Genomic DNA, 25,887 nt, shown 5'->3' with positions numbered 1-25,887 from the left:
CATTTAAGATTTAGCAAAGGATTAATAATATTTTGAAATTATTAGCGGTAAGAGTGAATTTTAATAAATAAAACGGACCAAGCACTTTGACTTAAATGCCCTTCCATTCTGCTGATAACTCACTGGATTTTACCTAAATCCTGATATGCAATAACGCGGGATTCAAGTTAACCTTCAATACCGTGGGCCTATCAAGACATTTATCTCAAATTAAAACACGAACAAATCGCCTGGTTCATTGAAGCCGATAACGACTATCGGCTCAACGTTGTGTGTCTTAACCAGCGTTAAGCAGACTATTTCACATGTTGCCAAACCGTAGGTGGGATTTTATCATAAAGCTTATTCATTGTGAGTTCAGCCAGGCGATGGTCTGCCGCTGAGTAAAATAATTCCAACTCATCATCGGAAAGCTCATACTTATTCTTTTCAATTACACGTTCCAATGTATCAATAGTCGTACATTTTCTTAAACGCATCAGGTAGTCAGTTTTTGTCATGGTGGTTTTTCTTCTCGATATACAAATTAATATAGGGAAACTATCCCTTAAGTTTTCATCAGGGTACAGATGTATTCTCCTGAGAAAAGTCTGAATAAACGCTCTTTGGTTTTTTGCCAGCGCCGCAATTCAGGATCATTGATCCCGTAACTACTAAACAAAGTATATGTATCGTCTAAATATTCTTCCACTAACTCTGAAAGGTCGCCGTCATCCGGGTATTTTATTTTAAAACTCATCACAAATGAAGCTATATGCTCGATCAAATCATTGAGTTGCAGATTTACGGCAGATGTTGGGTCATTTACCCACCCATGATGGCTGTCGCCAAGGGTAGCAATGCCTTCATCATACAAGTTCTCACATAGAAACTTCAACTGGGCAATGTCATGCCGTTTAGGCGAGTACTCATCCATATCATCCCCTCCGTAAAGTCTTAATTCGGTGTTGATAACACAATGTGAGTAGATAGATAATCATATAAACGTAGAAGCTTATCGTTAACGTAAATAAACTTGTCTTGATATGAATATAAATCATTTCTTCGCTCACCGCGCAACTTTATTACTTAATCTTACAATTCGTCAGCGGTTGAGGGCCTGTCATTGTTAATTATATCAAAAGTGATTTTTTCTGGATGTACAATAAATGTTACAGCACCGGTTAAGGATTCTTCAGTATTGATATCCAAACAGGGGTTAAAGATATGCCATTGATAACAGTAAGTCATTGAATAACAGTTATCTTCTACGTGAGAAATATCAAGAATTTCTAATGAACCCGCCGTGTACCTGGCATTTTCCGAATAATACATTAAGCCGGAAACCAAACTTCCTTCAATTTCACGGATATTATTGCTGATAACACTCTTGAGTAATGAAATCGCGTAACACCCTGAGGTGAAGTCCCCAGCTATTTCATTGTTCATTAATTGTCCGCTCATGGTGGCAAGATTAATTCATTCCTGTATCGCTATTGTAACAAAAAATGCTTTGGCATTTGTTTTTCAGCAACTACGAGCATGATTTGAATCAAAAAAATCAAATTTAATGAGATTTTTTCAACTAATACTATCAGCTACATGTTGTGATGTTATTTGACGCACTTGCTTTCAATAACACGCTCTTCCTATAAAATAACGCAGTCTAAATAGGGTTCTTCATATTTAGGGTTATTACTCACGATTAATTTAACTACTCTCTATTAACCTAGAATGCTCAGCGGGTTTGGTCAAGAGCAGGGGAGGATATTACCTGTTTTCTATTGTGTAATTTATCGTTTTGCGAGCATTACCGAACAATGTTGAGGTTAGAATACCAAAACCCTGCCTGACCTCACCAGTGGAGTAACAGTAAAAATTGTTTAATTTACTGTTACTAAGCATGTTTGCGCTGTCTGGTTTGCCATTAGCGGCAGGTTTGCTTCCGTTTACTGAGGGCGGTGGGGCTAGCGTGCTAAAACTTGTTACTTTTAAAACCCGTCAATCATGATGTTTTCTTGAATTTAATAATTTTATGTGATGTTATAATGTATCACATAAAAACACATGCTCTGTTCTACTATGAATAAACACGCTTTCCTTACCCGGTTAACCCTGCCTTCCTACTGGACATTGTTCTCACTTTCGTCATTACAGCGTATCAGCGGAGTCGCCTTACTTTGCTTGCTGCTGTGGGGAGCTATTTATTGGGCGAATATATTGCCATGATAAAGTTGAGAAATATTGAGATTGGATATGATCGGCATGCACTTACCCCGCCAATTGATGGTGGTTTTACTGCCGGGTCTCTCACGGCCATCATTGGGGCAAATGGAGCGGGTAAATCAACCCTACTTAAAACATTGGCAGATTTACAACCCGCAGTGATGGGGGAAATAACTTTTACCGGAGAAGTGCGCCCTCAAATAGCCTATCTCCCACAGCAAGCTGAGTTAGATAAACAGTTCCCCATTGTCGTTCAGGATGTCGTGGCGATGGGGTGCTGGCCACAAAGTGGGCTACTAGGGGGTATTAATCATCAATCACGGCAACGAATCAAAAAGGCATTAAACACCGTCGGTATGCAGGAGATGGCGCGCCAACCCGTTGGTGAGCTTTCTGGCGGGCAGTTGCAACGGGTGCTGTTTGCCCGTCTTTTAGTGCAACAGGCACAACTGATATTACTGGATGAGCCTTTTACCGGTATTGATAGCCAAACCGTGCGGCTGTTACTCGATGTTATTCATCGGTTACAGGATGAGGGGCGGACAATTATTGCTGTCTTACACGATATGTCGATGGTCGCTGAACATTTCCCCCGCGCCTTGTGGTTGGCACCTCTTGGTAACTGTTGGGACTCATCTGCACAGGTTCTGGCGCAATGGCATCACTGCCACAGCTCATCTTGCGCACTCTCTTCTCTGGCTCCTCAACCCGAACAGCAAAGGGTTATCAACTGATGACATTGTTCCATTTATTTGCTGATCCTTTTGTCGATTTTGGCTTTATGCGGCGGGCATTAGTCGCCTGTCTGGCTTTGTCACTCAGTTCAGCTCCTTTAGGGGTTTTCTTGTTATTACGGCGAATGAGCCTGGTGGGGGATGCCCTATCTCACGCGGTATTGCCGGGAGCGGCTATCGGTTACCTCATTTCAGGAATGTCACTGGTGGCAATGGGCGTGGGTGGGTTTATTGCCGGATTAGCGGTTGCTATGTTGTCCGGCTGGGTCAGCCGACGAACACTATTAAGAGAAGATGCCAGCTTTGCCGGTTTCTATCTGGGCTCGCTGGCGTTGGGGGTCACGCTGGTCTCTCTACGTGGCTCGAGCATGGATCTGCTTCATGTGTTATTTGGTTCTATTTTGGCTGTTGATGTCAGTGCCATGACCATGGTCGGCGTTATTACGACGGTTTCGATGTTGGCTTTAGCGGCGATTTATCGCGCACTGGTGATTGAGTCATTCGACCCTGTCTTTCTACGGGTCAGTATGGGGCGCTGGCTGATGGTGGTCCACGCTCTGTTTTTATCGCTGGTGGTTATCAATCTGGTCGCCGGATTTCAGATTCTTGGCACCCTGATGTCGGTAGGATTAATGATGTTGCCTGCTGCCAGTGCCCGTTTTTGGGCCAAAAATCTCCCTCATACATTAGGTATTGCCATGGCCATCGGCATAGTTGCCAGTTTTGTCGGCTTGTTGTGGTCTTATTACGCCTCGTTACCTGCCGGGCCGGCAATAGTCCTTAGTGCCAGCCTGATTTTCTTTGTATCTATTCTATTTGGAACGCGTGGTGGTGTTTTAGCAACCGCGCGCCGTTAAGAAGTACCGGTCGTTAAAGGAGAGTTAAATGAAGCGTTTACCTATTAGTTTGGCGGTAGCTGCCCTACTGTCTAGCCCATTGGTGATGGCAAAAACTGTTGAAGCTGTAGCCAGTTTTTCTATTTTAGGCGATATCGTCCAGCAGGTGGGGGGCGAGCATGTCAATGTGGTGACATTGGTCGGCCCGGATGGGGATCCCCATAGTTTTGAACCAATGCCGAAAAATAGTAAACAGTTATCTAACGCTGATGTGGTGTTTATCAGCGGGCTAGGGCTTGAAGGGTGGTTGGAGCGTTTGATCAGTGCTTCTGGCTATAAAGGGCAGGTCGTTGTCGCCTCAACCGGGATCGATACGCGTAAAATGGATGACGAGGGAAAGAGGGTGACGGACCCCCACGCATGGAACAGCATGGCGAATGGTATCAAGTATGCCAACAACGTAATGAATGCATTGATTGTCGCCGATCCTGAGGATGCTGATTATTTCCGTAAACGTGGTGGAGAATACATTCAGCAATTGGAAAAACTGGATGCTTATGCGAAAGCTCAGTTTGCCACGATCCCGATGGATAAGCGTAAGGTCCTGACCAGCCATGATGCTTTCGGCTATTTTAGCCAAGAGTATGGGGTTAACTTCTTATCGCCCGTCGGATTCTCCACTGAGGCTGAAGCCAGTGCCAGCGATGTAGCCGCGCTAATTAAACAGATCAAACAAGAGAAAATAAAAACGTATTTTATTGAAAATCAGACTGATCCGCGTTTAGTAAAACAGATTGCCGCAGCCAGTGGTGCTAAAGCTGGTGGGGAGCTTTACCCTGAAGCCTTATCTGCAACCGGTGGCCCGGCAGCAACCTATGCTGAAGCTTTTAAACACAATGTAGATACCATTGTGAACAGTATGAAGTAACTATAAACCAATAAACAAAGTGGCTAGCGCTCAGTCTTTGATTTTGGTCAGAGGCTGAGTACTTGACCTTGGTTGATAACTCTCTTCTTTAACATGAAAAAGCCCCGTTGGGCAGCAACGGGGCTTATCAATACCATCAACTGATGGGCTAAAGACCAAATCAAAATCAACGCTTCTTATGAGTCCCTCCCTGAACCGCTTTGAAACGTGGGTTACTTTTACAAATAACGTATACCCGACCACGACGATGAACGATTTTACAATCGGGATGACGGTTTTTAGCTGAACGTAATGAACTCAATACTTGCATGGTTAACTCTCAGGATTAGCTGGCTTTTTTAGTCAAGAAGCGACCAAAACGTTGATTGAAGCGCGCAGTACTGCCTTCTTTGGAGAACTCTTTTTGTTTACCGGTGTAGTACGGATGTGAGGCTGAGGAGATATCCAGCGTGACATAAGGATAGGTCTGCCCATCGCGCTCAATGGTGCGTGCTGTGGCAATGGTGGAACCCACGGTGAAATAGGTATCTGCGCTGGTGTCGTGAAAAACCACTGTCCGGTAGTTAGGGTGGATGGCAGGTTTCATAAAAACTACAATTGTTATGTTATACTATAACAATAATTATGCGCTATTCACTTTTGAGTTTCAAGTACAGAAAATAAAAAACCCGCAAACCTAAGTCTGCGGGTTTTCTTAATGATGTATTTCATCAATTGTGGTGACGTAAGGTTTACTTGGCCTTATGGTCAACCGCATGCGAGTGTTCTACATCTTCGCTTTTTCGACTAAAGCGACGGCGAACCACCACGAAGAAGACCGGAACAAAGAAGATAGCCAGTACAGTCGCGGTTACCATCCCGCCCATAACACCTGTACCTACCGCATTCTGTGCACCAGAACCTGCACCACTACTGATAACCAGTGGCAGAACCCCTAGGATAAAGGCTAATGACGTCATCAGAATTGGTCGCAGACGCATACGTACTGCTTCCAAGGTTGATTCCACCAAACCTTTCCCTTCTTTGTCCATTAAGTCTTTAGCAAACTCAACAATCAAGATGGCGTTCTTGGCCGATAGTCCGATAGTGGTCAATAAGCCTACCTGGAAGTAAACGTCGTTATTGAGCCCACGCAGAGAGGCCGCCAGTAACGCGCCCACAACACCCAGCGGTACCACCAACATAACTGAGAATGGAATCGACCAGCTTTCATACAGCGCAGCCAGACATAAGAACACCACAATCAGTGAGATGGCATACAACGCGGGAGCCTGGTTACCTGACAGACGTTCTTGATAAGACATGCCGGTCCAGTCATAACCGATGCCGCTTGGCAATTTAGATGCCAAGTCCTGCATCAGGTCCATTGCCTCACCGGTACTTTTACCCGGTGCTGCCTGACCCAGAATTTCCATGGATGGCAGACCGTTATAACGTTCAAGTCGAGGTGAGCCGTATTCCCATTTCGCGGTGGAGAAGGTATTAAACGATACCATCTGACCGGCGTTGTTACGGACATACCACTTATCGATATCACCCGGTAACATACGGAAAGGCGCATCAGCTTGTACATAAACTTTCTTCACACGACCACGGTCGATAAAGTCGTTTACGTAACTGCCGCCCATTGCTGAACCGAGCGTGGTATTGATATCGGAAATCGAAACACCAAGAGCCTGTGCTTTTTCCTGATCAACTTCCACTTTGAACTGAGGTGTATCTTCCAGTCCGTTCGGCCGCATACCGACCAGCATATCTGAGTGTTGCGCCGCCATACCGAGCAGTTGGTTACGCGCTTCAGTTAATTTCTGATGGCCGACGTTACCCTGATCAATTAACTGGAAGTCAAAGCCGGTAGCAGTACCCAACTCCACAATCGCTGGCAAGTTAAAGGCGAAGNCCAAACCGTCTTTGATTTGCGAGAAGGCAGCAGATGCGCGGCCGACAATTGCTGGAACTTTGTTCTGTTCTCCCGGACGCTCATCCCAGTTTTTCAGACTGACGAATGCCAGACCCGTGTTCTGACCCTGACCACTGAAACCGAAGCCGTTAACGGTAAATACAGAGTTAACCACGTCTTTTTCTTTGTCGAGATAATAGTCAGTAACCTGATTTAGCACTTTCTGAGTACGTTCTTGCGTCGCACCCGCAGGCATTTGCACCATGGTCAGGAATACACCCTGATCTTCTTCTGGTAAGAATGATGTCGGCAAGCGTAGGAACAACACGCCCATACCAATCACTATCAGCAGATAGATCAGCAGATAACGGCCAGTGCTGCGCAAAATGTTGGCAACGCTGTCAGTGTAGTGATGGGTGCTTTTCTCGAACATGCGGTTAAACCAACCGAAGAAGCCGGTACTCGGCCCATGTTCACCTTTGGTGATAGGTTTCAGCATTGTCGCGCACAGTGCGGGTGTCAGAATCAATGCCACCAGAACCGAGAGCACCATGGCTGAAACAATGGTGATAGAGAACTGACGATAAATCGCCCCGGTTGCGCCGCCAAAGAAGGCCATCGGGATAAATACTGCCGACAGTACCATCGCGATCCCCACCAATGCGCCCTGGATTTGCTCCATAGACTTTTTGGTGGCTTCTTTCGGCGGTAGCCCTTCTTCCTGCATCACACGTTCGACGTTCTCTACCACCACGATGGCGTCATCTACCAATAGACCTATCGCCAACACCATCCCGAACATCGTTAGGGTGTTTATCGAATAGCCAAAGGCGGAGAGAATAGCGAAAGTACCCAGCAATACGACCGGTACTGCAATCGTTGGAATCAATGTTGCCCGGAAGTTCTGCAAGAACAGATACATTACCAGGAACACCAAAATGATGGCTTCAACCAGTGTTTTAACCACTTCGTTAATAGAGATTTTAACGAATGGGGTGGTGTCGTACGGATAAACCACTTTCAACCCATTCGGGAAGAAGGGTTGTAATTTCGCCAGTTCAGCTTTTACTGCAGCAGAGGTGTCCAGGGCGTTAGCACCGGTTGCCAGTTTAATACCGATACCTGCCGCAGGTTTACCATTATAACGGGCGATGATGTTATAGCTTTCAGCACCCAGTTGAACGATAGCCACATCTTTCAGGCGAACCTGCGAACCATCAGTATTCACTTTCAGCAAGATCTGGCTGAATTCTTCTGCGTTGGTTAAACGGGTCTGCGCAATGATTGATGAGTTCAGCTCTTGACCAGGTACGGGTGGAGTCCCCCCTAACTGGCCTGCTGCGACCTGATTGTTCTGTACTTTAATGGCATTAATAACATCAACCGGTGTCAGTTTGAAATTATTCAGTTTATGCGGATCCNTCCAGATACGCATTGCGTATTGGGAACCAAATAACTGAACGTCACCCACACCGGCGGTACGGCTAATTGGATCTTTAACGTTAGAACCCACATAGTCCGCGATATCTTCTTGTTTCATGGTGCCGTCTTCAGAAATAAAGCCGGCAACCATGAGGAAGCTACTACTGGACTTTTCAACGCTCACGCCCTGCTGCTGCACTTCTTGCGGCAGTAATGGCATAGCTAATTGCAGTTTGTTCTGGACCTGAACCTGAGCGATATCTGGGTCAGTGCCTGAGTTAAAGGTCAACGTCAACTGAACGTTACCGGAGGAATCACTGCTGGAAGACATATACAGCAGGTTATCGATACCGTTCATGTTCTGTTCGATAACCTGCGTAACTGTATTCTGAACAGTAGTCGCATCGGCGCCAGGATAGTTGGCGGAGATTGTAATTGCCGGTGGCGCAATGGTTGGATATTGCGCAACGGGTAATTTCATTATCGCAAGTGCACCAGCCAACATCAGAATGATGGCGAGAACCCAAGCGAAAATAGGGCGATCTATAAAGAACTTAGCCATGAATTACCGGCTCCTTTTAAGACTTCTTCGCTGTATCAGCCGGAGCTGCTTTTTGCGCCGGGTCAGTAACTTCCTGCACTTTTACCTGCACGCCCGGTCTGATTTTCTGCAAGCCGGAAACAATCAGGCGGTCGCCTGCTTTCAATCCTTCAGTAACCAACCATTTATTACCAATGGCCTGATTAGCAACCAGCGTGCGCATTTCAACTTTGTCATCTGCGCCGACAACCATAGCAGTAGCTTCGCCACGTGGGTTACGCGTCACACCTTGTTGAGGCACCAACAGTGCATCAGGTCTGACACCTTCATCCAAACGGGCACGAACAAACATGCCAGGCAGCAGCGCCTCGTTCGGGTTAGGGAAGATGGCACGGATAGTAATTGAACCGGTCGTTTCATCGACGGTGACACCAGAGAATTCCAGAGTACCGGTTTGTGCGTATTCAGAGCCGTTTTCCAGTAACAAGCGAACCTTGGCCTTGCCGTTTTCTTGCTTGAGCGTGCCATCAGCCAGCTCTTTTTTCAGGCGCAAGAATTCATCGCTTGATTGAGTCACATCGACATACATCGGATCAAGTTGCTGAACTGTGGTCATTGCCGTTGCCTGACCACTGGTCACCAATGCACCTTCAGTAACTGAAGATTTACCGGTACGCCCACTGATTGGCGACGTAACCTGAGTATATGCCAGGTTAATACGCGCTGTTTCTACCGCCGCTTTTGCTGCCAGAACACTCGCATTAGCTTGCATTGAGTCAGACACAGCCTGGTCATACTCTTGCTTACTGATGTAATTGGTACCCAGTAATGGTTTGTAGCGATTCACTGTCAGGCGGGCAATTTCAGCGGCAGCTTGTGCTTTCGCTAAATCACCTTTGGCGCTGTCATAAGCGGCCTGATATGTGGCTGGATCAATTTGATAAAGTGATGTTCCGGCGGTGACATCACTGCCTTCAACATAGTTACGTTTAAGAATGATCCCGCTAACTTGTGGGCGAACTTCTGCAACACGGAATGCGGACGTGCGGCCCGGTAGTTCGGTTGTGATATTCAGTGGTGCTGCTTTCAATGTCACAATACCGACTTCAGGTGCCTGTTGAGCATGGGCTTGCGCCGCATCTTTATCATTACATCCTATAAGTACTAAGCTGCCTGAAAGTACCAGAATTGCAGCCAGAGGCATTACCCCTCTGTTTTTGCTCATAGATAAACCTCAAGTGTCCGATTTTTAATTTAATTCAATGGATCACAAGCTTTAAAACCCATTGCTGCGTAAATTATATGTGCGTGCTATGGTACATACATTCGTGAATGTATGTAAATCGCACCCCCTCGAAAAAACAACGCTATGGCACGAAAAACCAAACAGCAAGCCGAAGAGACCCGGCAACAAATTCTTGATGCCGCAGTGCGGGAGTTTTCTGCGCATGGCGTTTCCGGCACTTCACTTACTGATATTGCCGCCGCCGCAGGCGTAACCCGAGGCGCAATTTATTGGCACTTCAAGAATAAGGTAGACCTGTTTAACGAAGTTTGGGAGTTATCAGAGTCTAAAATTGATCAGCTCGAATTAGAGTATCAGGCAAAATATCCCGATAATCCACTCCGCATCCTGCGTGAAATACTCATCTATGTTCTTGTTTCTACGCGTGAGGATTGCCGACGCCGTGCACTAATGGAGATTGTATTCCATAAATGTGAGTTTATCGGTGAGATGACCTCAGTCCATGACGCGCGTAAAGTTCTTGATTTAGCTAGTTATGAGCGAATTGAATCGGTTTTGCAAGACTGTATTGATGCAAATCAATTGCCCGTCAACCTTGATACTCGTCGAGCTGCGATTATCATGAAAGCTTATATTACAGGTTTGATGGAAAACTGGCTCTTTATGCCAGAAAGTTTTGATATAAAACAAGAGGCACCGGTATTAATTGATGCCTATCTGGAGATGCTAGGCCATAGTCTTTCGTTGCGAAAAGGGCTAAATAACAAAGCATCGGATTAACTGGAGGTTTATATGAGTAGTTCACTGGTTGTGATTGCGAATGGGGCCGCCTATGGCCATGAGTCATTATTTAATGCTCTGCGTTTATCTATTGCGTTAAAAGAACAACAAGCCGATCTCGATTTACGCCTTTTTTTAATGTCTGATGCCGTCATTGCTGGTCTTAACGGGCAACAACCACGTGAAGGTTACAATTTACAGCAGATGCTAGAGATTCTTACAGCACAGAATGTTCCGGTTAAATTATGCAAAACTTGCGCCGATGCCCGTGGTGTGACTGGGTTAACGCTGGTTGATGGTGCAGAAATCGGTACTTTGGTTGAGTTGGCTCAATGGACGTTAGCCGCTGATAAAGTTCTCACGTTCTAAGTAATAAGGGGATTATTACTCTTCCCTGAATCAACTGATATTGCTGGTTGTTACATCCTATTCAACAACAACTGCGTAACAGCCCGCATTATTACAGCTATTCACGCTCTGAAAGATTTTTCTTATTATGACTCGAGACTGAACGTGATAGGATTTCAGCCTCTCTGTTGAAATGAAGTTCAAATATGAGCAGCAGATCCCATAATCAATATTCTTTACCCTTATCCATGCCAGTCATGACGTCAGTGGGGGCATTTTTATTACGCCTTCAGACAATGCTTATCCTGCTTATAATTGCCTTTATATCTTTGCCATCGACTTTTGCATCTGGAATCAATATTGATGTGCCGACCCGCACTGAGGTATTAAGCCAACTGGATACACTATCAAAACAAAAAATATTGTCGCCAGCGGAAAAGTTATCACAGCAGGATCTGACTAAAACGTTGGAATACCTTGATACCATTGAGCGTACCAAGCAAGAGGCCAGTCAACTTAAACAACAACTGGCACAAGCTCCCGCAAAATTACGGCAGGCGACAGAGGGGCTGGATGCGCTTAAGAATAGTACCGCTGACCCGCTGACCCGGGAGTCATTGGCGAATTATTCGCTGCGCCAATTGGAATCACGTCTAAATGAAACGCTGGATGATTTACAATCAGCTCAGGAAGACCTCTCCGCTTATAATAGCCAGTTAATTGCCCTGCAAACTCAGCCCGAACGGGTGCAGAGTGCAATGTATAACGCATCAATGCGTTTAATGCAGATTCGCAATCAACTCAATGGATTAGCGCCAAATCAAGAGGTTCTGCGTCCAACCCAGCAGCAAGAGTTATTGACTGAGCAGGTGATGTTAAATGCGCAGTTGGATTTGCAACGTAAAAATCTGGAAGCTAACACCACCTTACAGGATTTACTGCAAAAACAACGGGATTACACTACTGCGCACATAAACCAACTGGAGCGCTACGTACAGCTACTGCAAGAGGTGGTCAGCGGCAAACGATTAATCCTATCAGAAAAAACAGCCAAAGAAGCGCAAGCACCTAATGATGCAACTGATATTCAAAATGATCCGTTAGTTAGCCGAGAACTGACGATTAACAAAGAATTAAGTCAGCGCCTGATTAATGCCACGAAAGAAGGCAACACCTTGGTACAACAGAATATCAGAGTTAAAAACTGGCTGGATCGCGCGCTGCAATCGGAACGTAACTTAAAAGAACAAATTACCGTATTACGCGGTAGCTTATTGCTTTCGCGTATCTTGTATCAACAGCAGCTCAATTTACCGGCTGCGGGTTTGATAACCAATATGGGGCCACGTATTGCTGACTTGCGCTTGGAGCAATTTGAAATAAATCAGCAACGTGACCAGCTATTCCAGGGGGATGACTATATCCAAACCCTGATGAATGACAGTAAAGAGAAGATCAGTCCTGATGTAGAAGACGCGCTGGGGCAAATTGTTGATATCCGCCGTGAGCTACTGGATCAGTTGAATAAACAGTTGGGTAACCAACTGACATTGGCTATCAATCTGCAAATTAACCAACAGCAGTTGCTCAGCGTCAATGAATCACTGCAACATACTCTGACACAGCAGATTTTTTGGGTCAGTAGCAATAAACCGATGGACTGGTCTTGGCTAAAAGCCTTACCGGGCGCACTTAAAGCTGAACTGAGCAATTTTCACTTTACCCTGTCACCGGGGGATGTGTTAGCGGGGTTGATCAAATCAATGGTGTTCTTACTACCCATGTTGATTGTGGTGGGGGTGATCCGATCACGCTATAACATCATTAATAAACATTTGGATAGGTTGGCGGCTGACGTCGGGCAACTCAAGCACGACAGCCAAATGCATACGCCAAATGCCATTATGCTCACTTTACTGAAAGTCTTGCCTGGGGCCTTAATTATCCTAGGTATTGGCTATTGGTGCCTGCGTTCAGACTTTAATCTTAGTGATTTCCTCTGGAGCTTATTCCAACGTTTGGCGCTGTTCTGGCTAATATTTGATCTGACCTATCGTATGCTCTCGCCAGGGGGAATTACCGAGCGACACTTTATGATCGCGGCTGACCGATGCGCGCATTATCGCCGCCAAATGGTGCGATTAGGGGGGGCATTGTTGCCGGTGATATTCTGGTCGGAACTGGGAGAGAAAAGTCCACTTCGATTGGTCGATGATGTCATCGGGCAAATTGTTATTGTTATTGCATTGGCACTGCTGGCCCTGTTTGTCTATCCATTCTGCCGCGATAGTTGGCGTGAAAAAGATTCCCATGCGGTGCGGTTAGTGATTGTGACTGCGGTTGCGGTAACCCCCATCATATTGATTGGCTTAATGATGGCAGGATATTTTTATACGACACTGCAACTGGCTGGTCGCTGGATTGATAGCCTGTACTTATTGTTCCTGTGGAATATCGTTTACCTGACGGCAATTCGAGGTTTAGGGGTTGCCGCGCGGCGTTTGGCCTATCGTAGGGCCATTGCCCGGCGGCAAAGTTTGGTGAAAGAGGGGGCTGAAGGTGGTGAGCCGGTTGAAGAGCCGCCATTAGCCTTGGACCAAATTAACCAACAGTCATTACGCCTGACAACGATGGCGCTCTTCCTGATTTTTGCCACTTGTTTCTATTGGATTTGGGCGGACCTGATAACGGTTATTTCCTATCTGGACAGTATCTCTTTGTGGCATTACACCTCAACAGTCGCTGGTGCTAGCGTCGCGCAGGCTGTGACCTTGGGGAATATGCTGGTGGCTTTGATGGCATTGGTGGTTGCCTATGTTCTGACTCGTAACTTGCCGGGCTTACTTGAGGTTGTGGTATTGTCGCGCCTGCAACTGCGCCAAGGCACTTCTTATGCCATCACCACCATTCTGACTTATCTCATCACGGCGGTCGGTGGGATAACCGCGTTAAGTTCGCTCGGTGTTTCGTGGGATAAATTGCAATGGTTAGTGGCGGCATTGTCTGTTGGTTTAGGGTTTGGCTTGCAGGAAATCTTTGCCAACTTTGTATCCGGTTTGATTATTCTGTTTGAGCGGCCCGTTCGTATCGGCGATACCATTACCATTGGTACTTTTTCGGGGAATGTCAGCAAGATACGCATCCGTGCGACGACAATTACCGATTTTGACCGTAAAGAAGTCATTATTCCGAACAAAGCATTTGTTACCGAGCGCCTGATCAACTGGTCACTGTCAGATACCATTACGCGCATCATCATTAAAGTGGGTGTCGCCTATGGTTCTGATCTGGCGAAAGTAAAAGATGTACTGTTACAAGCCGCCCATGAGAATCCACGAGTTATGGTTGATCCTGAACCGCAAGTCTTCTTCCTAAACTTCGGTTCCAGCACTCTTGATCATGAGTTACGCCTGTATGTTCGTGAATTGAGAGATCGCAGCTATACGGTGGATGAATTGAACAGGGCTATTGATAAGTTATGTCGTGATAATGACATTAATATCGCCTTTAACCAGTTGGAAGTGTATCTGCACAAACCAGATGGTACCGAGATTCAGGAAGTCAGTCGCCCGCTTGATAAACAGGGCTTACCGGCTGAGCAATCGGAATTGGGAGATACTAAGCCTGACTTACCGGATATCAATAAGCCGCTTGCTTAAGGCATTAGGCTGTATAGGCAGTAGCGCACCATTACTGATGGAGTCTCTACAGGTCGGGTAATATACCTGCATCACTAAGGCGACACGTTAGTGTATCGCCTTGGCTAAACAGCAGAAGTGATATCTTCAATCTGAGTTTTGACGGCGGAGCTTACGCTGATAATCAAGTTGCACGATCGCTAACGCCGCCAGTGCTGTCTCGGGCGCTATCTCATTGCATTCCAGCAGATAGATAAGATCTACTGCCAGTTGCAGTTCTGGTGGAGCTTTTTCAACTGACATAATCTGACCAACATTTGATTTGCAGTTAATCGGGAAGTCGGGTGTGAATATCGTACCTGGGTTCCACCTGACCTGATTCAACCTATATACCCACTAGATTTCAACATGCTGGAAAGCGGTAAGCCAGGTAATCCCGATTAACTGACACCAGTCAGTAATTCGGGTGAACGCAAGCCGTCAACATCTGCACTTGAAAGAGGGCGGGCATAAACATTATAGAGAACTATTTGCTGTCGGAATCTCAATGATTCAAAAAATGTGACAAATATTCAAAAACCGTTCTCTTTTTTCTCAATACTGCGTTCTATTCTTATCAACGCCTGCCGGCAGCGCATTAGGCGCCCCTCGAGTGCCGCTAGCTCTTTCTGTATTTTCTGCTGCTCAGATAACAAACTTTGCTTACCAAGTTGGCTCTCTCTATCCTGAATCATGGTCAATATTCGCCGTTCATAATCTTGATGTTCAGCCAGCTTATGGTAAGGGTCCAATTTATTATCCCGAGGTTCAGGATTGGATTTTCTTAATTTTTGTGTAGCCAATTCTCTTTGCAATGCAGAAATCTGGGCAACCAGTTTTTCAGCGAGAAAAGCAACCTGTTGTGTGCGATTATCAGCAACCACCTGCTTTAGTTGTGCCATATTTTTACGTATTTCCTGTAGATAATCGCGGAAACGGTTGCCATGATTACCAAACAGCTTTAGATCAAAACGGGCTTGCTGAGAGGGAATGTTTGCCTGAGGGCCAACTTGCGCTGACAGCGCTTCAATTTGACTTTCAAGCACCTGCAATAATTTTTCCGTACTCATGGCGCTTCTCCTTGGCATTTCCCGCCAGCTTGCCTTCGAATGGCGGCAGATACAAGCTTGGAGGAGGGTAAATAAAATAGATACCGACNTCTTGTGCAAATAATGGCAAGAATATCTATTGATGATGTTCAACGCATGGGTTAATGATAACGCTTTATTAAAGTGATGATAAAGGGAGCTTATGTCTCGTTGGTTTTTGATAACCTTGGGTTGGCTGGCGGTGATATTGGCAACGTTAGGTGTCGTGCTTCCTCTGTTACCCACCACACCGTTTTTGCTGTTGGCCGCCTGGTGTTTTGCACGATCCTCCCCGCGATTTCATCACTGGTTGCTCTACCGTTCATGGTTTGGTAGCTATATACGTACCTGGCAACAACATCGAGCATTGCCTGTGGGCACTAAATGGAAGGCAATACTGGTTACCATACTTACATTTGCTGTTTCACTTTGGTTGGTGAAAATCTGGTGGGTGAGAGGCATATTACTTATTATGTTAACCCTACTGTTGACCTTTATGTGGCGAATGCCAGTTATTGACCTATCGCAACAAAAACGGCGCTGAGCAATTCACACTAGTTGCATTTTAGTGCCAGTTTGCATAGATTTGAGCGTTTTCGTGCGCGGGGTAATCCCTCGTTGCATCCTTAATGTTAAGGATGCAGTGACTTAAACTATCGGAGTATTATCGATAGCGAGACTAAGTTACTCAGCCGATGCCATTTAACATCGACTGGCCGCGCTTAAGTATGTACAGCAGTTTTATCAGGCACAAATTATGACCGCTACTGCACCTAATACAGCACAACAGCTTCAATATATTAAAGACAGTATCAAAACCATCCCCGATTATCCAAAAGCGGGAATACTGTTTCGTGATGTGACCAGCTTGCTAGAAGATCCATTAGCCTATGCCGCTAGCATCGAATTGCTGGTAGAGCGCTATCTGGGTAAAGGCGTGACCAAAGTAGTGGGTACTGAAGCTCGCGGCTTTCTGTTTGGTGCTCCGGTAGCCCTGTCGCTGGGTGTCGGTTTTGTTCCGGTGCGTAAACCCGGTAAATTACCGCGGGAAACTATCAGCGAAAGCTATGAGTTGGAGTATGGCACGGACAAACTTGAGATCCACACCGATAGCATTAAACCGGGCGATAATGTCTTAGTGATTGACGATTTGCTGGCTACCGGCGGCACAATCGAGGCAACGGTTAAGCTCATCCGTCGGCTGGGTGGCGTCGTGACTGACGCTGCATTTGTGATTGATTTGCCTGAATTGGGCGGCGAAGCGCGTCTGACTCAGCAAGGTATCACTTGCTATAGTTTGGTCTCGTTCAGCGGGCATTGATTTTATCCCCAAAGAATGTGGAGTTGCAGATAGGCTGCAAGTGAATACATCCCGATAAACTTACCCAGGTAGATGATTTGGGTGAATGAAAGCAGCCAACAGCACTCTGGACTGAAAGATGGTAGGCATAACAATCTGGTGGTCATCAACCGTGACCGTCAGATTATTCGATGAATATCGGGAAAATATTATCAATGCAAACTGCCATTCACTTATTAGAGTGGCAGCGAATAAATACGTGAAGACTCGCCCCATGGGTGATAACCCAATCCAGTAAAAGTAAAACCATACTTTTCGTAGAACCCGATATGGTCAGTACATAAATGTAGTGTATCAAAACCTAATTGTTTGGTTTCTTTAGCAATATGCCTGATCAGTAATTCACCATAAGCATACCCCCGGTGTTGCTCTTCAATATAAAGCGCACATAACCAAGGGTACAGATCCATACGGCTAATAAAATCATTGGTGATTAATCCAGCGCAACCAATAATTTCATTATTCATTTCCATCAAATACCATTGAGGTAAAGGATTTTTAGCTGCAATACAAAGACTGATGCAATCCTGATAAAGCATTTTAGTCTCTTCCGTGGCCCACTTATTCTGAAAATAGCGGATAGATTGATCTTTATACTCAGGGTGACTTCTCACCGAGATGATTCTTATCATTATTGTTTTCCTAACGCACTAATTATACTCACTATTTTTGGTAGAGATCCCAGCGATTACCGTAAATATCTTCGAATACAACCACCATGCCATATTCCTCTTTGCGAGGTTCTTCGCAGAATGTCACTCCTTTTGATTTCATCAACTCATAATCACGCCAGAAGTTATCTGTCTCAAGAAAAAGGAATACTCGACCACCGCATTGATTACCAATAAACGCAGTTTGATGGTCATTGGATGCCCGAGCTAGCAATAAACGACACTCACTGTCTTCTGTCGGCGAAACCGACACCCAACGTTTCCCTGGTTGTGCCTCATCTTCTCGCAGAAAAAAACCTAACTTTTCGGTATAAAATTCAATCGCTTTATCGTAATCATCAACGACGATAGCAATATAGCCCATCCCTCTTTTTTTACTTGTCATAAATCCGTCCATTGTTAATTGACCAAAACTGGGTGCCGCTGATTATTAACTATAACTTCTTGATAGCCTAGGCATCGGCACTGATTGAATACCATGCAAAATCCAGCAGTCAGGGAAGCAACTTTACACTCTGCTAATCTCCGTTACCTGTCAGAGCAAATTTCCGATCGTACTAAGGCCGGTATTTCACAATAGATTGCCAGCATAACATCCAGATTGTGGAATAAAAATGAACAGGCCACCGTTGTAAAATTCATTGCTGGCAATATCGATTCTTTCAACATGGGGGAGAGTCAGAAAGGAAATAAGAACGGGATTATTACGGCATCGCAGGGTACAAAGAATCGACAACTCTACTTCCACAAAGTAAATTTGTGGGAATGACGATGGGCGTACTGGTACACTAAGATTCAACCTGTAGCTATTCGGGTTAATGTGTTCAAAAACAAACCACTTAATATATGTAGGTTAAATAGTGGTTTTTTTACTGGTGATTAAATTATTCTTTATAAATCAATGATGAAGTATTAATGAGCTATCAGGTCCTTGCCCGTAAGTGGCGCCCCCAAACGTTCGCAGACGTCGTTGGTCAGGAGCATGTCCTGACGGCGCTGGCTAATGGCCTTTCATTAGGGCGAATTCATCACGCCTATCTATTCTCCGGCACCCGTGGCGTTGGCAAGACATCGATTGCACGACTATTAGCCAAAGGTCTTAACTGCGAAACCGGCATTACAGCGACGCCTTGCGGTACCTGTGCTAACTGCCTGGAGATCGAACAAGGCCGTTTTGTTGACCTGATCGAGATAGATGCCGCCTCGCGCACGAAGGTAGAAGATACCCGAGAACTGCTGGATAACGTTCAATATGCTCCAGCCCGTGGCCGCTTCAAAGTGTACTTAATTGATGAAGTGCATATGCTGTCGCGCCACAGTTTCAATGCGCTACTAAAAACTCTTGAAGAGCCGCCAGCTCATGTGAAATTCTTGCTGGCGACTACGGACCCTCAGAAACTGCCGGTGACTATCCTTTCCCGCTGTTTGCAATTCCATCTCAAAGTGATTGATGTTGAGGTTATCCGTGGGCAGCTTGAAAAAATATTGCTGGCAGAGCAAATCAGTAGTGATGCGCGAGCATTGCAATTACTGGCACGGGCGGCCGATGGCAGTATGCGAGATGCGCTTAGTCTGACAGATCAGGCCGTTGCGATGGGCGATGGGCATGTGACGACAGCTACAGTCAGTCAAATGCTGGGAACGCTGGATGACGAGCAACCCTTGGCGATTATCGAGGCGCTGGTCAGTGCTGATGGTGCGCGGGTGATGGCTCAGGTAGAACAAGCGGCATCACGTGGTGTCGATTGGGAAAACTTATTGGTCGAAACCCTAAGTTTGCTGCACCGCATTGCGATGGTGCAACTGCTGCCATCAATGTTGGATAATCACTATGCGACGGTTGAGCCTCGGTTACGCGAACTGGCCCGCACATTGCCGCCTACAGATATCCAGCTATATTATCAAATACTGTTAATGGGCCGCAAAGAGCTGGCTTATGCGCCGGATCGCCGCATGGGGGTTGAAATAACCTTATTGCGAGCGTTAGCTTTTCATCCTAAAGCGATAATTGCCGAACCGCAGAGTGTATCTGTCAGTGCGCCAGCAGCGATTGTGGCTAACAATGCACCGCAGCACTCCCCAAATACGCAACAGCCCGCATCTACTCACTCAGGGCCACCGCAAGATGCACCACCGCTAGGGCTTGCCGCTGAAGTGAGTACTCAGCTGCCAGATTCTACTGCGCAGCTCCTTCAGGCACGGACCCAGTTGTTGCGACAATCCGGGACAACCACACCAAAAAAGAATGAGCCGGCAGCGCCAGGAAAAGCGCGGCCGGCAACCTCGGCACTGGAGCGTTTAGCTTCGGTGACTGAGCGCAGCCAGCAGCGTCTGGCCGCTAAATCAACCGAAGAAAAGAAACCGGCGAAGAAAGAAGCTTATCGCTGGACCGCGCAGAATCAGTCTGAGGTCGTAGCTGAGCCAGTTACCACGCCTAAGGCGTTGCGCTCTGCGTTAGAGCATGAAAAAACACCAGAGCTTTCTGCCAAATTGGCTGAAGACGCCATGGTGCGGGATCCTTGGGCGGCAGAGATAGATAAGCTACATGTTCCGAAATTGGTACAGCAACTTGCGTTGAATGCATTTAAAGAAGAAATAGAACCGGGTAATATTTGCCTTCACCTGCGTTCTAGCCAGCGGCATTTAAATTCGCCCTCGGCACAAAAGGCGCTGGCTGATGCATTGAGTGAATTACACGGTAATGCTGTCACACTTAGCGTTATCGAAGATGACAACCCGGCGGAGCGTACTCCGCTGGAATGGCGGCAGGCCATTTATGAAGAAAAGCTGGCACAAGCACGCCAGTCGATTATTGCGGATAATAATATTCAGACACTGCGTCGTTTCTTCGATGCAGAATTGGATGAAGAGAGTATCCGGCCGGTTTAACCGCTGCGGTAAGTACATGGTGTACTGACGCGGCCCCTTGCTATGAGAGATGACTATGTTTGGTAAAGGCGGTATTGGCAATTTAATGAAACAAGCCCAGCAGATGCAGGAAAAAATGCAGCAGATGCAGGAAGAAGTCGCCAAATTGGAAGTTACCGGTGAATCTGGCGCGGGCTTGGTAAAAGTAACCATCAATGGGGCGCATAACTGCCGCCGGGTTGAAATTGACCCAAGCCTATTGGTTGAAGAAGATAAAGAAATGCTGGAAGATTTGATTGCTGCGGCATTGAACGATGCAGCGCGTCGTATCGACGAAACGCAAAAAGAGAAAATGGCTTCGGTCTCCAGTGGTATGCAATTACCACCAGGCTTTAAGATGCCGTTCTGATGCAAACCAGTCCACTCCTTGAGTCATTAATGGAGGCGTTGCGCTGCCTGCCGGGCGTTGGCCCGAAATCAGCGCAACGTATGGCATTCCAACTGCTACAGCGTGATCGTAGTGGTGGAATGCGGCTGGCGCAGTCGTTGACTCGTGCGATGTCCGAAATCGGTCACTGTGCTGATTGCCGTACATTTACCGAGCAAGACCGTTGCACTATCTGCTCCAACCCACGCCGGCAGCAGAATGGCCAACTCTGTGTGGTCGAAAGCCCGGCAGATATCCATGCTATTGAACAAACCGGCCAGTTTGGTGGGCGTTACTTTGTGTTGATGGGGCATTTATCTCCCATGGATGGCATTGGCCCTGGCGATATTGGTTTGGATTTGCTGGAAAAACGGCTTGAAACTGAAACTATCACTGAAGTCATTTTGGCAACTAATCCGACCGTAGAAGGGGATGCCACTGCCAACTATATCGGCCAGATGTGTGGTCAGTATGGCGTATTAGCCAGCCGTATTGCTCATGGCGTACCCGTAGGCGGCGAACTGGAAATGGTTGATGGTACGACATTATCGCACTCACTGGCTGGGCGTAATCCTATTAAGTATTGATCCCATTCTTTACTGTGGGCGACAGTCTTGTTATTGATTATCTTACGAATAAATTCGTTAGGGATAATAAGTCAATCGCCCTCGATTCTCTGTTTTTTTCTGTCCTCATACTTGAAACTTTCACCTATTGGCCCCATCTGATACTCATTGTTCGATTTTATGTACCTGTCGGTAATTTGGATTGAGGTAATTAATGAGTATGAAAGGTCAAGAAACCCGTGGATTCCAGTCTGAAGTAAAACAACTCCTCCATTTGATGATTCACTCGCTTTATTCCAATAAAGAAATTTTCTTGCGCGAGTTGATCTCTAATGCCTCTGATGCGGCAGACAAACTGCGTTTCCGCGCGCTGTCTAATCCTGAATTATTTGAGGGCGACGGTGAGCTGAGAGTGCGTTTATCTTTTGATAAAGAAAAGCGTACTTTGACTCTAAGTGATAACGGCATCGGTATGAGCCGTGACGAAGTTATTGATAATCTTGGTACCATCGCGAAGTCAGGGACTAAAGCATTCCTTGAGTCTATTGGTTCAGATCAAGCCAAAGATAGCCAATTAATCGGCCAGTTTGGTGTCGGTTTTTACTCCGCATTTATCGTGGCAGATAAAGTCACCGTTCGTACCCGTGCCGCCGGTGCGCCTGCTGATGCTGGCGTATTCTGGGAATCGGCAGGCGAGGGTGACTACACCATCGCGGATATCACCAAAGAAGAGCGTGGTACAGAGATAACCCTGCATCTGCGTGAAGGTGAAGACGAGTATTTGGATGATTGGCGCTTGCGCTCAGTCATCAGTAAATATTCAGACCATATTGCTTTGCCAGTTGAAATTCAAAGCAAAAACGAAGAAGACGGCACGGTCACCTGGGAGAAAATCAATAAAGCTCAGGCATTATGGACGCGCGGCAAAGCAGAGATTACTGACGACGAATATAAAGCATTCTATAAACATATCGCGCATGATTTCACCGACCCGATGAGTTGGAGCCATAACCGCGTTGAAGGTAAGCAGGAGTATACCAGCTTGCTGTATATCCCAGCTCAGGCCCCGTGGGATATGTGGAATCGCGACCATAAGCATGGTTTGAAACTTTACGTGCAGCGCGTGTTCATTATGGATGATGCTGAGCAGTTCATGCCGAATTACCTGCGTTTTGTTCGTGGTTTAATAGATTCTAATGATCTGCCGCTGAACGTCTCGCGTGAGATTCTGCAAGACAGCCGCATTACTCAGAATCTACGTAGTGCGCTGACTAAACGTGTGCTGCAAATGCTGGAAAAACTGGCTAAAGATGATGCTGAGAAATATCAGCAGTTCTGGCAGCAGTTCGGTATGGCGCTTAAGGAAGGCCCGGCGGAAGACGGTAGCAATAAAGAAACTATTGCCAAGTTACTACGCTTTGCTTCAACCCATACCGACAGCTCAGCGCAGACAGTGTCTTTGGAAGATTATGTCAGCCGTATGACTGAAGGGCAGGAGAAGATTTATTACATCACTGCTGACAGCTATGCTGCGGCGAAGAACAGCCCTCATCTGGAACTGTTCCGCAAAAAAGGCATTGAAGTCTTGCTGTTATCTGATCGCATCGATGAATGGATGATGAGCTACCTGACCGAGTTTGATGGTAAAGTTTTCCAGTCAGTCAGCAAAGCAGATGACTCACTGAATAAGCTGGCAGATGAAGAGCGTCCAGATCAGCAAGAAGCCGACAAAGCGTTGGAGCCATTCGTTGAGCGGGTTAAAACCCTGCTGGGCGAACGCGTGAAAGATGTCCGCCTGACGCATCGTTTGACGGATACGCCAGCGATAGTGACGACTGATGCCGATGAAATGAGTACGCAGATGGCGAAATTGTTTGCTGCTGCGGGCCAACAGGCACCAGAAGTGAAGTATATCTTTGAATTAAATCCTGAACATAGCTTGGTTAAACGCGCTGCTGATGTGACTGACGATGCTCAGTTTGCTGAATGGGTAGAGTTATTACTGGATCAATCGCTGCTAGCTGAACGGGGAACATTAGATGATCCTAACCAGTTTATCCGCAGAATGAATCAGTTATTAACGGCTTAATTGAGTAATAGAGCGCCTCAGATAGATGTGTTATCTGGGGCGTTTTTTTATTTATTTTCAATGGGTTATTTTTTTATTTCTCCTGGATGTCATTGATTCTCTCCTGCTAACCGGCCTCGCGCGCCTTGAGCCAACCCCCCTGAAAATGGTATGGTTGCTTGTTTTCCGCAATTTCGATTTTTTTAAGAGCTTATCCCCGTTGGCGTCATTGTTGCAGCCAGTTTGAACATGGACAGCGCGGAAGAACCGGAGAGTACAACATCGTACGTGAGGATTCTGAGCACTGCCTTGGTTCAAAATGGCAAATAAAATAGCCCTAATGGGATAGGCTCTAAGTAAAAACACATAGAAAAACTACATAGCAAGGGGATTTACGCAATGCGTATCATTCTGCTGGGCGCTCCGGGCGCTGGTAAGGGTACTCAGGCTCAATTCATCATGGAGAAATACGGTATTCCGCAAATCTCTACTGGTGATATGTTGCGCGCCGCTGTAAAAGCAGGTTCTGAGTTAGGTCTGAAAGCGAAAGAAATAATGGATGCCGGCAAACTGGTTACTGATGAGCTGGTTATCGCATTGGTTAAAGAGCGTATCACCCAGGACGATTGCCGTGATGGTTTCCTGTTAGACGGGTTCCCACGTACCATTCCTCAGGCTGATGCCATGAAAGAAGCCGGTATCAAGGTTGATTATGTGCTGGAGTTTGCTGTACCAGACGAGTTGATTGTTGAACGCATCGTCGGGCGTCGAGTACATGCTGCTTCAGGCCGTGTTTACCACATTAAATTCAACCCACCTAAAGTTGAAGATAAAGATGATGTAACAGGTGATGAACTTACTATTCGTAAAGACGATCAGGAAGCCACTGTTCGCAAACGTCTGATCGAATATCATCAACAAACTGCACCACTCGTTTCTTACTATCGTAAAGAAGCTGATGCAGGCAATACGCAATATTTTAAGCTGGACGGAACCCGTAAAGTAGCAGAAGTCAGTGCAGAACTGGCGACTATTCTCGGTTAATTCTGGATGGTAAGATAGCTAAGGCGGCCTAAGGTCGCCTTTCTCGTTTTACGGATCTCGTTGAAGGCTTATTCGTAAGCTCGAATAATAAGCGTAATATCCCCCACAAGGATTTTGCATCATGCAAAGTAAGCTCGGCGTATTAATGGTCAACTTGGGGACACCGGACGCCCCAACACCGCAAGCAGTAAAACGCTATCTGGCTGAGTTCCTGAGTGACCGCCGGGTGGTTGATACTTCCCCGTGGCTGTGGTGGCCTCTGCTACGCGGTGTCATTTTGCCTATTAGATCTCCTCGCGTGGCTAAATTATATCAATCAGTCTGGATGGACGAAGGATCACCGCTATTGGTCTATAGTCGACGGCAGCAGAAAGCATTGGCGGCACGTATGCCAGAGATCCCGGTTGAGTTAGGTATGAGTTATGGCTCACCAAATCTGCCAGATGCTATCGATAAGTTATTAGCCCAAGGTGTGACTAAGCTGGTGGTTTTGCCGCTTTATCCGCAATATTCCTGTTCAACCAGTGCCGCTGTGTGGGACGCTGTTGCCCGTATTCTGAAAGGATATCGTCGGTTACCATCAGTTTCTTTTATCCGTGATTATGCCGAACATCCCACCTATATTTCGGCATTACAGCAAAGTGTTGAACGTGCTTTTGCGCAGCATGGCAAACCTGACAGACTAATTCTTTCCTTCCATGGTATTCCTAAGCGCTATGCTCAACTGGGGGATGATTATCCACAACGCTGTGAAGATACCAGCCGCGCGTTACGTGGCAAATTGGTGTTGCCAGCCGAAAATATCATGATGACATATCAGTCTCGCTTTGGTCGTGAACCTTGGTTAACGCCTTATACCGACGAGACATTAAAAAGTCTCCCTGCTCAAGGTATTAAGCATATTCAGCTGATCTGCCCTGGTTTCTCTTCCGATTGTCTTGAAACACTAGAGGAGATCAAGGAGCAGAACCGGGAGATTTTCATGCACGCCGGTGGCGAGAAATTTGAATATATCCCTGCGTTGAACGACGATGAGGGGCATATAGACCTTTTAGAACAGCTAGTTAGAGATCATTTGTAGTGTTAGTGGCAAAATAGCCTTATGGCGACTATATTCATATTGGTTGAAATAATTACATGTGGAAGATTGTTTTTTTTACTCAATAAAGTTAACTGAG

25 protein-coding genes and 1 other annotated feature are annotated in these 25,887 nt (G+C 46.2%); of the genes, 14 read left to right on the top strand and 11 right to left on the bottom strand.

What is annotated here, in order from left to right:
• Nucleotides 1-296: 296 nt before the first annotated feature.
• The 3 genes from ymoA to V1952_RS08790 form a co-directional block, all read right to left on the bottom strand.
• Nucleotides 297-500 carry an expression modulating protein YmoA gene (gene ymoA / locus V1952_RS08800; RefSeq protein ID WP_002208622.1) on the bottom strand — a complete coding sequence of 68 codons (204 nt, stop codon included), beginning with the start codon at nucleotides 498-500 and terminating at the stop codon, nucleotides 297-299.
• A 47-nt stretch (nucleotides 501-547) separates the two neighbouring features.
• On the bottom strand, nucleotides 548-916 hold the full coding sequence (tomB, locus tag V1952_RS08795; protein WP_083159993.1) for an Hha toxicity modulator TomB: 369 nt from the start codon (nucleotides 914-916) through the stop codon (nucleotides 548-550).
• A gap of 158 nt (nucleotides 917-1,074) precedes the next feature.
• On the bottom strand, nucleotides 1,075-1,428 hold the full coding sequence (locus V1952_RS08790; RefSeq protein WP_420074623.1) for a hypothetical protein: 354 nt from the start codon (nucleotides 1,426-1,428) through the stop codon (nucleotides 1,075-1,077).
• Between the two features lie 776 nt (nucleotides 1,429-2,204).
• Here V1952_RS08790 and V1952_RS08785 point away from each other — a divergent pair.
• From V1952_RS08785 to V1952_RS08775, 3 genes are read left to right on the top strand one after another with little or no spacing between them, the layout of a single operon-like run.
• On the top strand, nucleotides 2,205-2,939 hold the full coding sequence (locus V1952_RS08785) for a metal ABC transporter ATP-binding protein (protein WP_420074622.1): 735 nt from the start codon (nucleotides 2,205-2,207) through the stop codon (nucleotides 2,937-2,939).
• On the top strand, nucleotides 2,939-3,796 hold the full coding sequence (locus V1952_RS08780) for a metal ABC transporter permease (RefSeq protein WP_420071378.1): 858 nt from the start codon (nucleotides 2,939-2,941) through the stop codon (nucleotides 3,794-3,796). Before V1952_RS08785 ends, V1952_RS08780 begins: the two co-directional genes overlap by 1 nt.
• Nucleotides 3,797-3,824: 28 nt before the next feature.
• Nucleotides 3,825-4,703: a metal ABC transporter substrate-binding protein gene (locus tag V1952_RS08775; RefSeq protein WP_420074621.1), complete on the top strand. Its 879-nt coding sequence runs from the start codon at nucleotides 3,825-3,827 to the stop codon at nucleotides 4,701-4,703.
• 166 nt (nucleotides 4,704-4,869) lie between these two features.
• Here V1952_RS08775 and ykgO read toward each other — a convergent pair whose 3' ends face one another.
• The 4 genes from ykgO to acrA form a co-directional block, all read right to left on the bottom strand.
• A complete protein-coding gene (ykgO, locus tag V1952_RS08770) occupies nucleotides 4,870-5,013 on the bottom strand; it encodes a type B 50S ribosomal protein L36 (RefSeq protein ID WP_038402146.1) in 144 nt (47 codons plus the stop codon).
• A gap of 15 nt (nucleotides 5,014-5,028) precedes the next feature.
• Nucleotides 5,029-5,289: a type B 50S ribosomal protein L31 gene (locus tag V1952_RS08765; RefSeq protein ID WP_420074620.1), complete on the bottom strand. Its 261-nt coding sequence runs from the start codon at nucleotides 5,287-5,289 to the stop codon at nucleotides 5,029-5,031.
• A 145-nt stretch (nucleotides 5,290-5,434) separates the two neighbouring features.
• Nucleotides 5,435-8,587, bottom strand: coding sequence for an efflux RND transporter permease AcrB (gene acrB / locus V1952_RS08760; protein WP_420074619.1), 3,153 nt, complete (start codon nucleotides 8,585-8,587; stop codon nucleotides 5,435-5,437).
• A gap of 16 nt (nucleotides 8,588-8,603) precedes the next feature.
• Complete coding sequence (gene acrA / locus V1952_RS08755; protein WP_372558210.1) at nucleotides 8,604-9,791, bottom strand: efflux RND transporter adaptor subunit AcrA; 1,188 nt, start codon at nucleotides 9,789-9,791, stop codon at nucleotides 8,604-8,606.
• A gap of 144 nt (nucleotides 9,792-9,935) precedes the next feature.
• Between acrA and acrR the strand changes: the two genes are divergently transcribed.
• From acrR to mscK, 3 genes are all read left to right on the top strand, one after another.
• Nucleotides 9,936-10,592 carry a multidrug efflux transporter transcriptional repressor AcrR gene (gene acrR / locus V1952_RS08750; protein WP_372558211.1) on the top strand — a complete coding sequence of 219 codons (657 nt, stop codon included), beginning with the start codon at nucleotides 9,936-9,938 and terminating at the stop codon, nucleotides 10,590-10,592.
• Nucleotides 10,593-10,604: 12 nt separating this feature from the next.
• Nucleotides 10,605-10,961: a DsrE/DsrF/TusD sulfur relay family protein gene (locus V1952_RS08745; RefSeq protein WP_083159977.1), complete on the top strand. Its 357-nt coding sequence runs from the start codon at nucleotides 10,605-10,607 to the stop codon at nucleotides 10,959-10,961.
• Nucleotides 10,962-11,146: 185 nt separating this feature from the next.
• Nucleotides 11,147-14,599, top strand: a complete 3,453-nt coding sequence (gene mscK / locus V1952_RS08740) for a mechanosensitive channel MscK (RefSeq protein ID WP_420074618.1) — start codon at nucleotides 11,147-11,149, stop codon at nucleotides 14,597-14,599.
• Between the two features lie 126 nt (nucleotides 14,600-14,725).
• Here the strand turns inward: mscK and rsmS are convergent, their stop codons facing one another.
• Nucleotides 14,726-14,881, bottom strand: a complete 156-nt coding sequence (gene rsmS, locus V1952_RS08735; protein ID WP_050086075.1) for a pleiotropic regulatory protein RsmS — start codon at nucleotides 14,879-14,881, stop codon at nucleotides 14,726-14,728.
• A 269-nt stretch (nucleotides 14,882-15,150) separates the two neighbouring features.
• Nucleotides 15,151-15,687 (bottom strand): primosomal replication protein PriC, encoded by a 537-nt coding sequence (priC, locus tag V1952_RS08730; protein ID WP_420074617.1) that lies wholly within the window; start codon nucleotides 15,685-15,687, stop codon nucleotides 15,151-15,153.
• 181 nt (nucleotides 15,688-15,868) lie between these two features.
• Between priC and V1952_RS08725 the strand changes: the two genes are divergently transcribed.
• Together V1952_RS08725 and apt are read left to right on the top strand one after the other, a co-directional pair.
• Entirely contained in the window at nucleotides 15,869-16,249 is a 381-nt protein-coding gene (locus tag V1952_RS08725; protein ID WP_372558214.1) for a DUF454 family protein, read from the top strand.
• Between the two features lie 213 nt (nucleotides 16,250-16,462).
• Nucleotides 16,463-17,026 (top strand): adenine phosphoribosyltransferase, encoded by a 564-nt coding sequence (gene apt / locus V1952_RS08720; RefSeq protein WP_083159969.1) that lies wholly within the window; start codon nucleotides 16,463-16,465, stop codon nucleotides 17,024-17,026.
• 215 nt (nucleotides 17,027-17,241) lie between these two features.
• Here the strand turns inward: apt and V1952_RS08715 are convergent, their stop codons facing one another.
• Entirely contained in the window at nucleotides 17,242-17,697 is a 456-nt protein-coding gene (locus tag V1952_RS08715) for a GNAT family N-acetyltransferase (protein WP_372558215.1), read from the bottom strand.
• A 31-nt stretch (nucleotides 17,698-17,728) separates the two neighbouring features.
• On the bottom strand, nucleotides 17,729-18,121 hold the full coding sequence (locus V1952_RS08710) for a VOC family protein (RefSeq protein WP_372558216.1): 393 nt from the start codon (nucleotides 18,119-18,121) through the stop codon (nucleotides 17,729-17,731).
• Nucleotides 18,122-18,651: 530 nt separating this feature from the next.
• Between V1952_RS08710 and dnaX the strand changes: the two genes are divergently transcribed.
• From dnaX to hemH, 6 genes are all read left to right on the top strand, one after another.
• Nucleotides 18,652-20,625 carry a DNA polymerase III subunit gamma/tau gene (gene dnaX, locus V1952_RS08705; RefSeq protein WP_420074616.1) on the top strand — a complete coding sequence of 658 codons (1,974 nt, stop codon included), beginning with the start codon at nucleotides 18,652-18,654 and terminating at the stop codon, nucleotides 20,623-20,625.
• Nucleotides 19,956-20,019, top strand: a sequence feature (DnaX frameshifting element). It overlaps the preceding gene by 64 nt.
• Nucleotides 20,626-20,680: 55 nt before the next feature.
• The gene (locus V1952_RS08700) at nucleotides 20,681-21,013 is read left to right on the top strand and encodes a YbaB/EbfC family nucleoid-associated protein (protein WP_019081276.1); all 333 of its coding nucleotides are present in this window, start codon (nucleotides 20,681-20,683) and stop codon (nucleotides 21,011-21,013) included.
• Nucleotides 21,013-21,618 carry a recombination mediator RecR gene (recR, locus tag V1952_RS08695; RefSeq protein ID WP_083159961.1) on the top strand — a complete coding sequence of 202 codons (606 nt, stop codon included), beginning with the start codon at nucleotides 21,013-21,015 and terminating at the stop codon, nucleotides 21,616-21,618. The genes V1952_RS08700 and recR overlap by 1 nt, the downstream gene beginning before the upstream one ends.
• A gap of 199 nt (nucleotides 21,619-21,817) precedes the next feature.
• A complete protein-coding gene (gene htpG / locus V1952_RS08690) occupies nucleotides 21,818-23,686 on the top strand; it encodes a molecular chaperone HtpG (protein ID WP_372559842.1) in 1,869 nt (622 codons plus the stop codon).
• A 378-nt stretch (nucleotides 23,687-24,064) separates the two neighbouring features.
• Nucleotides 24,065-24,709 (top strand): adenylate kinase, encoded by a 645-nt coding sequence (gene adk / locus V1952_RS08685; RefSeq protein WP_083159957.1) that lies wholly within the window; start codon nucleotides 24,065-24,067, stop codon nucleotides 24,707-24,709.
• Between the two features lie 118 nt (nucleotides 24,710-24,827).
• Nucleotides 24,828-25,790: a ferrochelatase gene (hemH, locus tag V1952_RS08680; RefSeq protein ID WP_263699557.1), complete on the top strand. Its 963-nt coding sequence runs from the start codon at nucleotides 24,828-24,830 to the stop codon at nucleotides 25,788-25,790.
• Nucleotides 25,791-25,887: the final 97 nt, after the last annotated feature.

The sequence above is a fragment of the Yersinia sp. 2542 StPb PI genome, assembly GCF_048593855.1.
GTDB classification, from domain to species: Bacteria; Pseudomonadota; Gammaproteobacteria; order Enterobacterales; family Enterobacteriaceae; genus Yersinia; species Yersinia enterocolitica_E.
This window is presented reverse-complemented; position numbering and strand designations above follow the sequence as displayed.

Excerpts from the sequence above, each read along its gene's own strand:
- acrR (WP_372558211.1), top strand. The coding sequence starts at position 9,936 with ATGGCACGAAAAACCAAACAGCAAGCCGAAGAGACCCGGCAACAAATT.
- V1952_RS08765 (WP_420074620.1), bottom strand. The coding sequence starts at position 5,289 with ATGAAACCTGCCATCCACCCTAACTACCGGACAGTGGTTTTTCACGAC.
- V1952_RS08745 (WP_083159977.1), top strand. The coding sequence starts at position 10,605 with ATGAGTAGTTCACTGGTTGTGATTGCGAATGGGGCCGCCTATGGCCAT.
- htpG (WP_372559842.1), top strand. The coding sequence starts at position 21,818 with ATGAAAGGTCAAGAAACCCGTGGATTCCAGTCTGAAGTAAAACAACTC.
- V1952_RS08700 (WP_019081276.1), top strand. The coding sequence starts at position 20,681 with ATGTTTGGTAAAGGCGGTATTGGCAATTTAATGAAACAAGCCCAGCAG.
- dnaX (WP_420074616.1), top strand. The coding sequence starts at position 18,652 with ATGAGCTATCAGGTCCTTGCCCGTAAGTGGCGCCCCCAAACGTTCGCA.
- V1952_RS08785 (WP_420074622.1), top strand. The coding sequence starts at position 2,205 with ATGATAAAGTTGAGAAATATTGAGATTGGATATGATCGGCATGCACTT.
- V1952_RS08710 (WP_372558216.1), bottom strand. The coding sequence starts at position 18,121 with ATGACAAGTAAAAAAAGAGGGATGGGCTATATTGCTATCGTCGTTGAT.
- V1952_RS08715 (WP_372558215.1), bottom strand. The coding sequence starts at position 17,697 with ATGATAAGAATCATCTCGGTGAGAAGTCACCCTGAGTATAAAGATCAA.
- ykgO (WP_038402146.1), bottom strand. The coding sequence starts at position 5,013 with ATGCAAGTATTGAGTTCATTACGTTCAGCTAAAAACCGTCATCCCGAT.
- tomB (WP_083159993.1), bottom strand. The coding sequence starts at position 916 with ATGGATGAGTACTCGCCTAAACGGCATGACATTGCCCAGTTGAAGTTT.
- mscK (WP_420074618.1), top strand. The coding sequence starts at position 11,147 with ATGAGCAGCAGATCCCATAATCAATATTCTTTACCCTTATCCATGCCA.
- adk (WP_083159957.1), top strand. The coding sequence starts at position 24,065 with ATGCGTATCATTCTGCTGGGCGCTCCGGGCGCTGGTAAGGGTACTCAG.
- ymoA (WP_002208622.1), bottom strand. The coding sequence starts at position 500 with ATGACAAAAACTGACTACCTGATGCGTTTAAGAAAATGTACGACTATT.
- recR (WP_083159961.1), top strand. The coding sequence starts at position 21,013 with ATGCAAACCAGTCCACTCCTTGAGTCATTAATGGAGGCGTTGCGCTGC.
- apt (WP_083159969.1), top strand. The coding sequence starts at position 16,463 with ATGACCGCTACTGCACCTAATACAGCACAACAGCTTCAATATATTAAA.
- V1952_RS08790 (WP_420074623.1), bottom strand. The coding sequence starts at position 1,428 with ATGAACAATGAAATAGCTGGGGACTTCACCTCAGGGTGTTACGCGATT.
- acrA (WP_372558210.1), bottom strand. The coding sequence starts at position 9,791 with ATGAGCAAAAACAGAGGGGTAATGCCTCTGGCTGCAATTCTGGTACTT.
- V1952_RS08775 (WP_420074621.1), top strand. The coding sequence starts at position 3,825 with ATGAAGCGTTTACCTATTAGTTTGGCGGTAGCTGCCCTACTGTCTAGC.
- V1952_RS08725 (WP_372558214.1), top strand. The coding sequence starts at position 15,869 with ATGTCTCGTTGGTTTTTGATAACCTTGGGTTGGCTGGCGGTGATATTG.
- V1952_RS08780 (WP_420071378.1), top strand. The coding sequence starts at position 2,939 with ATGACATTGTTCCATTTATTTGCTGATCCTTTTGTCGATTTTGGCTTT.
- priC (WP_420074617.1), bottom strand. The coding sequence starts at position 15,687 with ATGAGTACGGAAAAATTATTGCAGGTGCTTGAAAGTCAAATTGAAGCG.
- rsmS (WP_050086075.1), bottom strand. The coding sequence starts at position 14,881 with ATGTCAGTTGAAAAAGCTCCACCAGAACTGCAACTGGCAGTAGATCTT.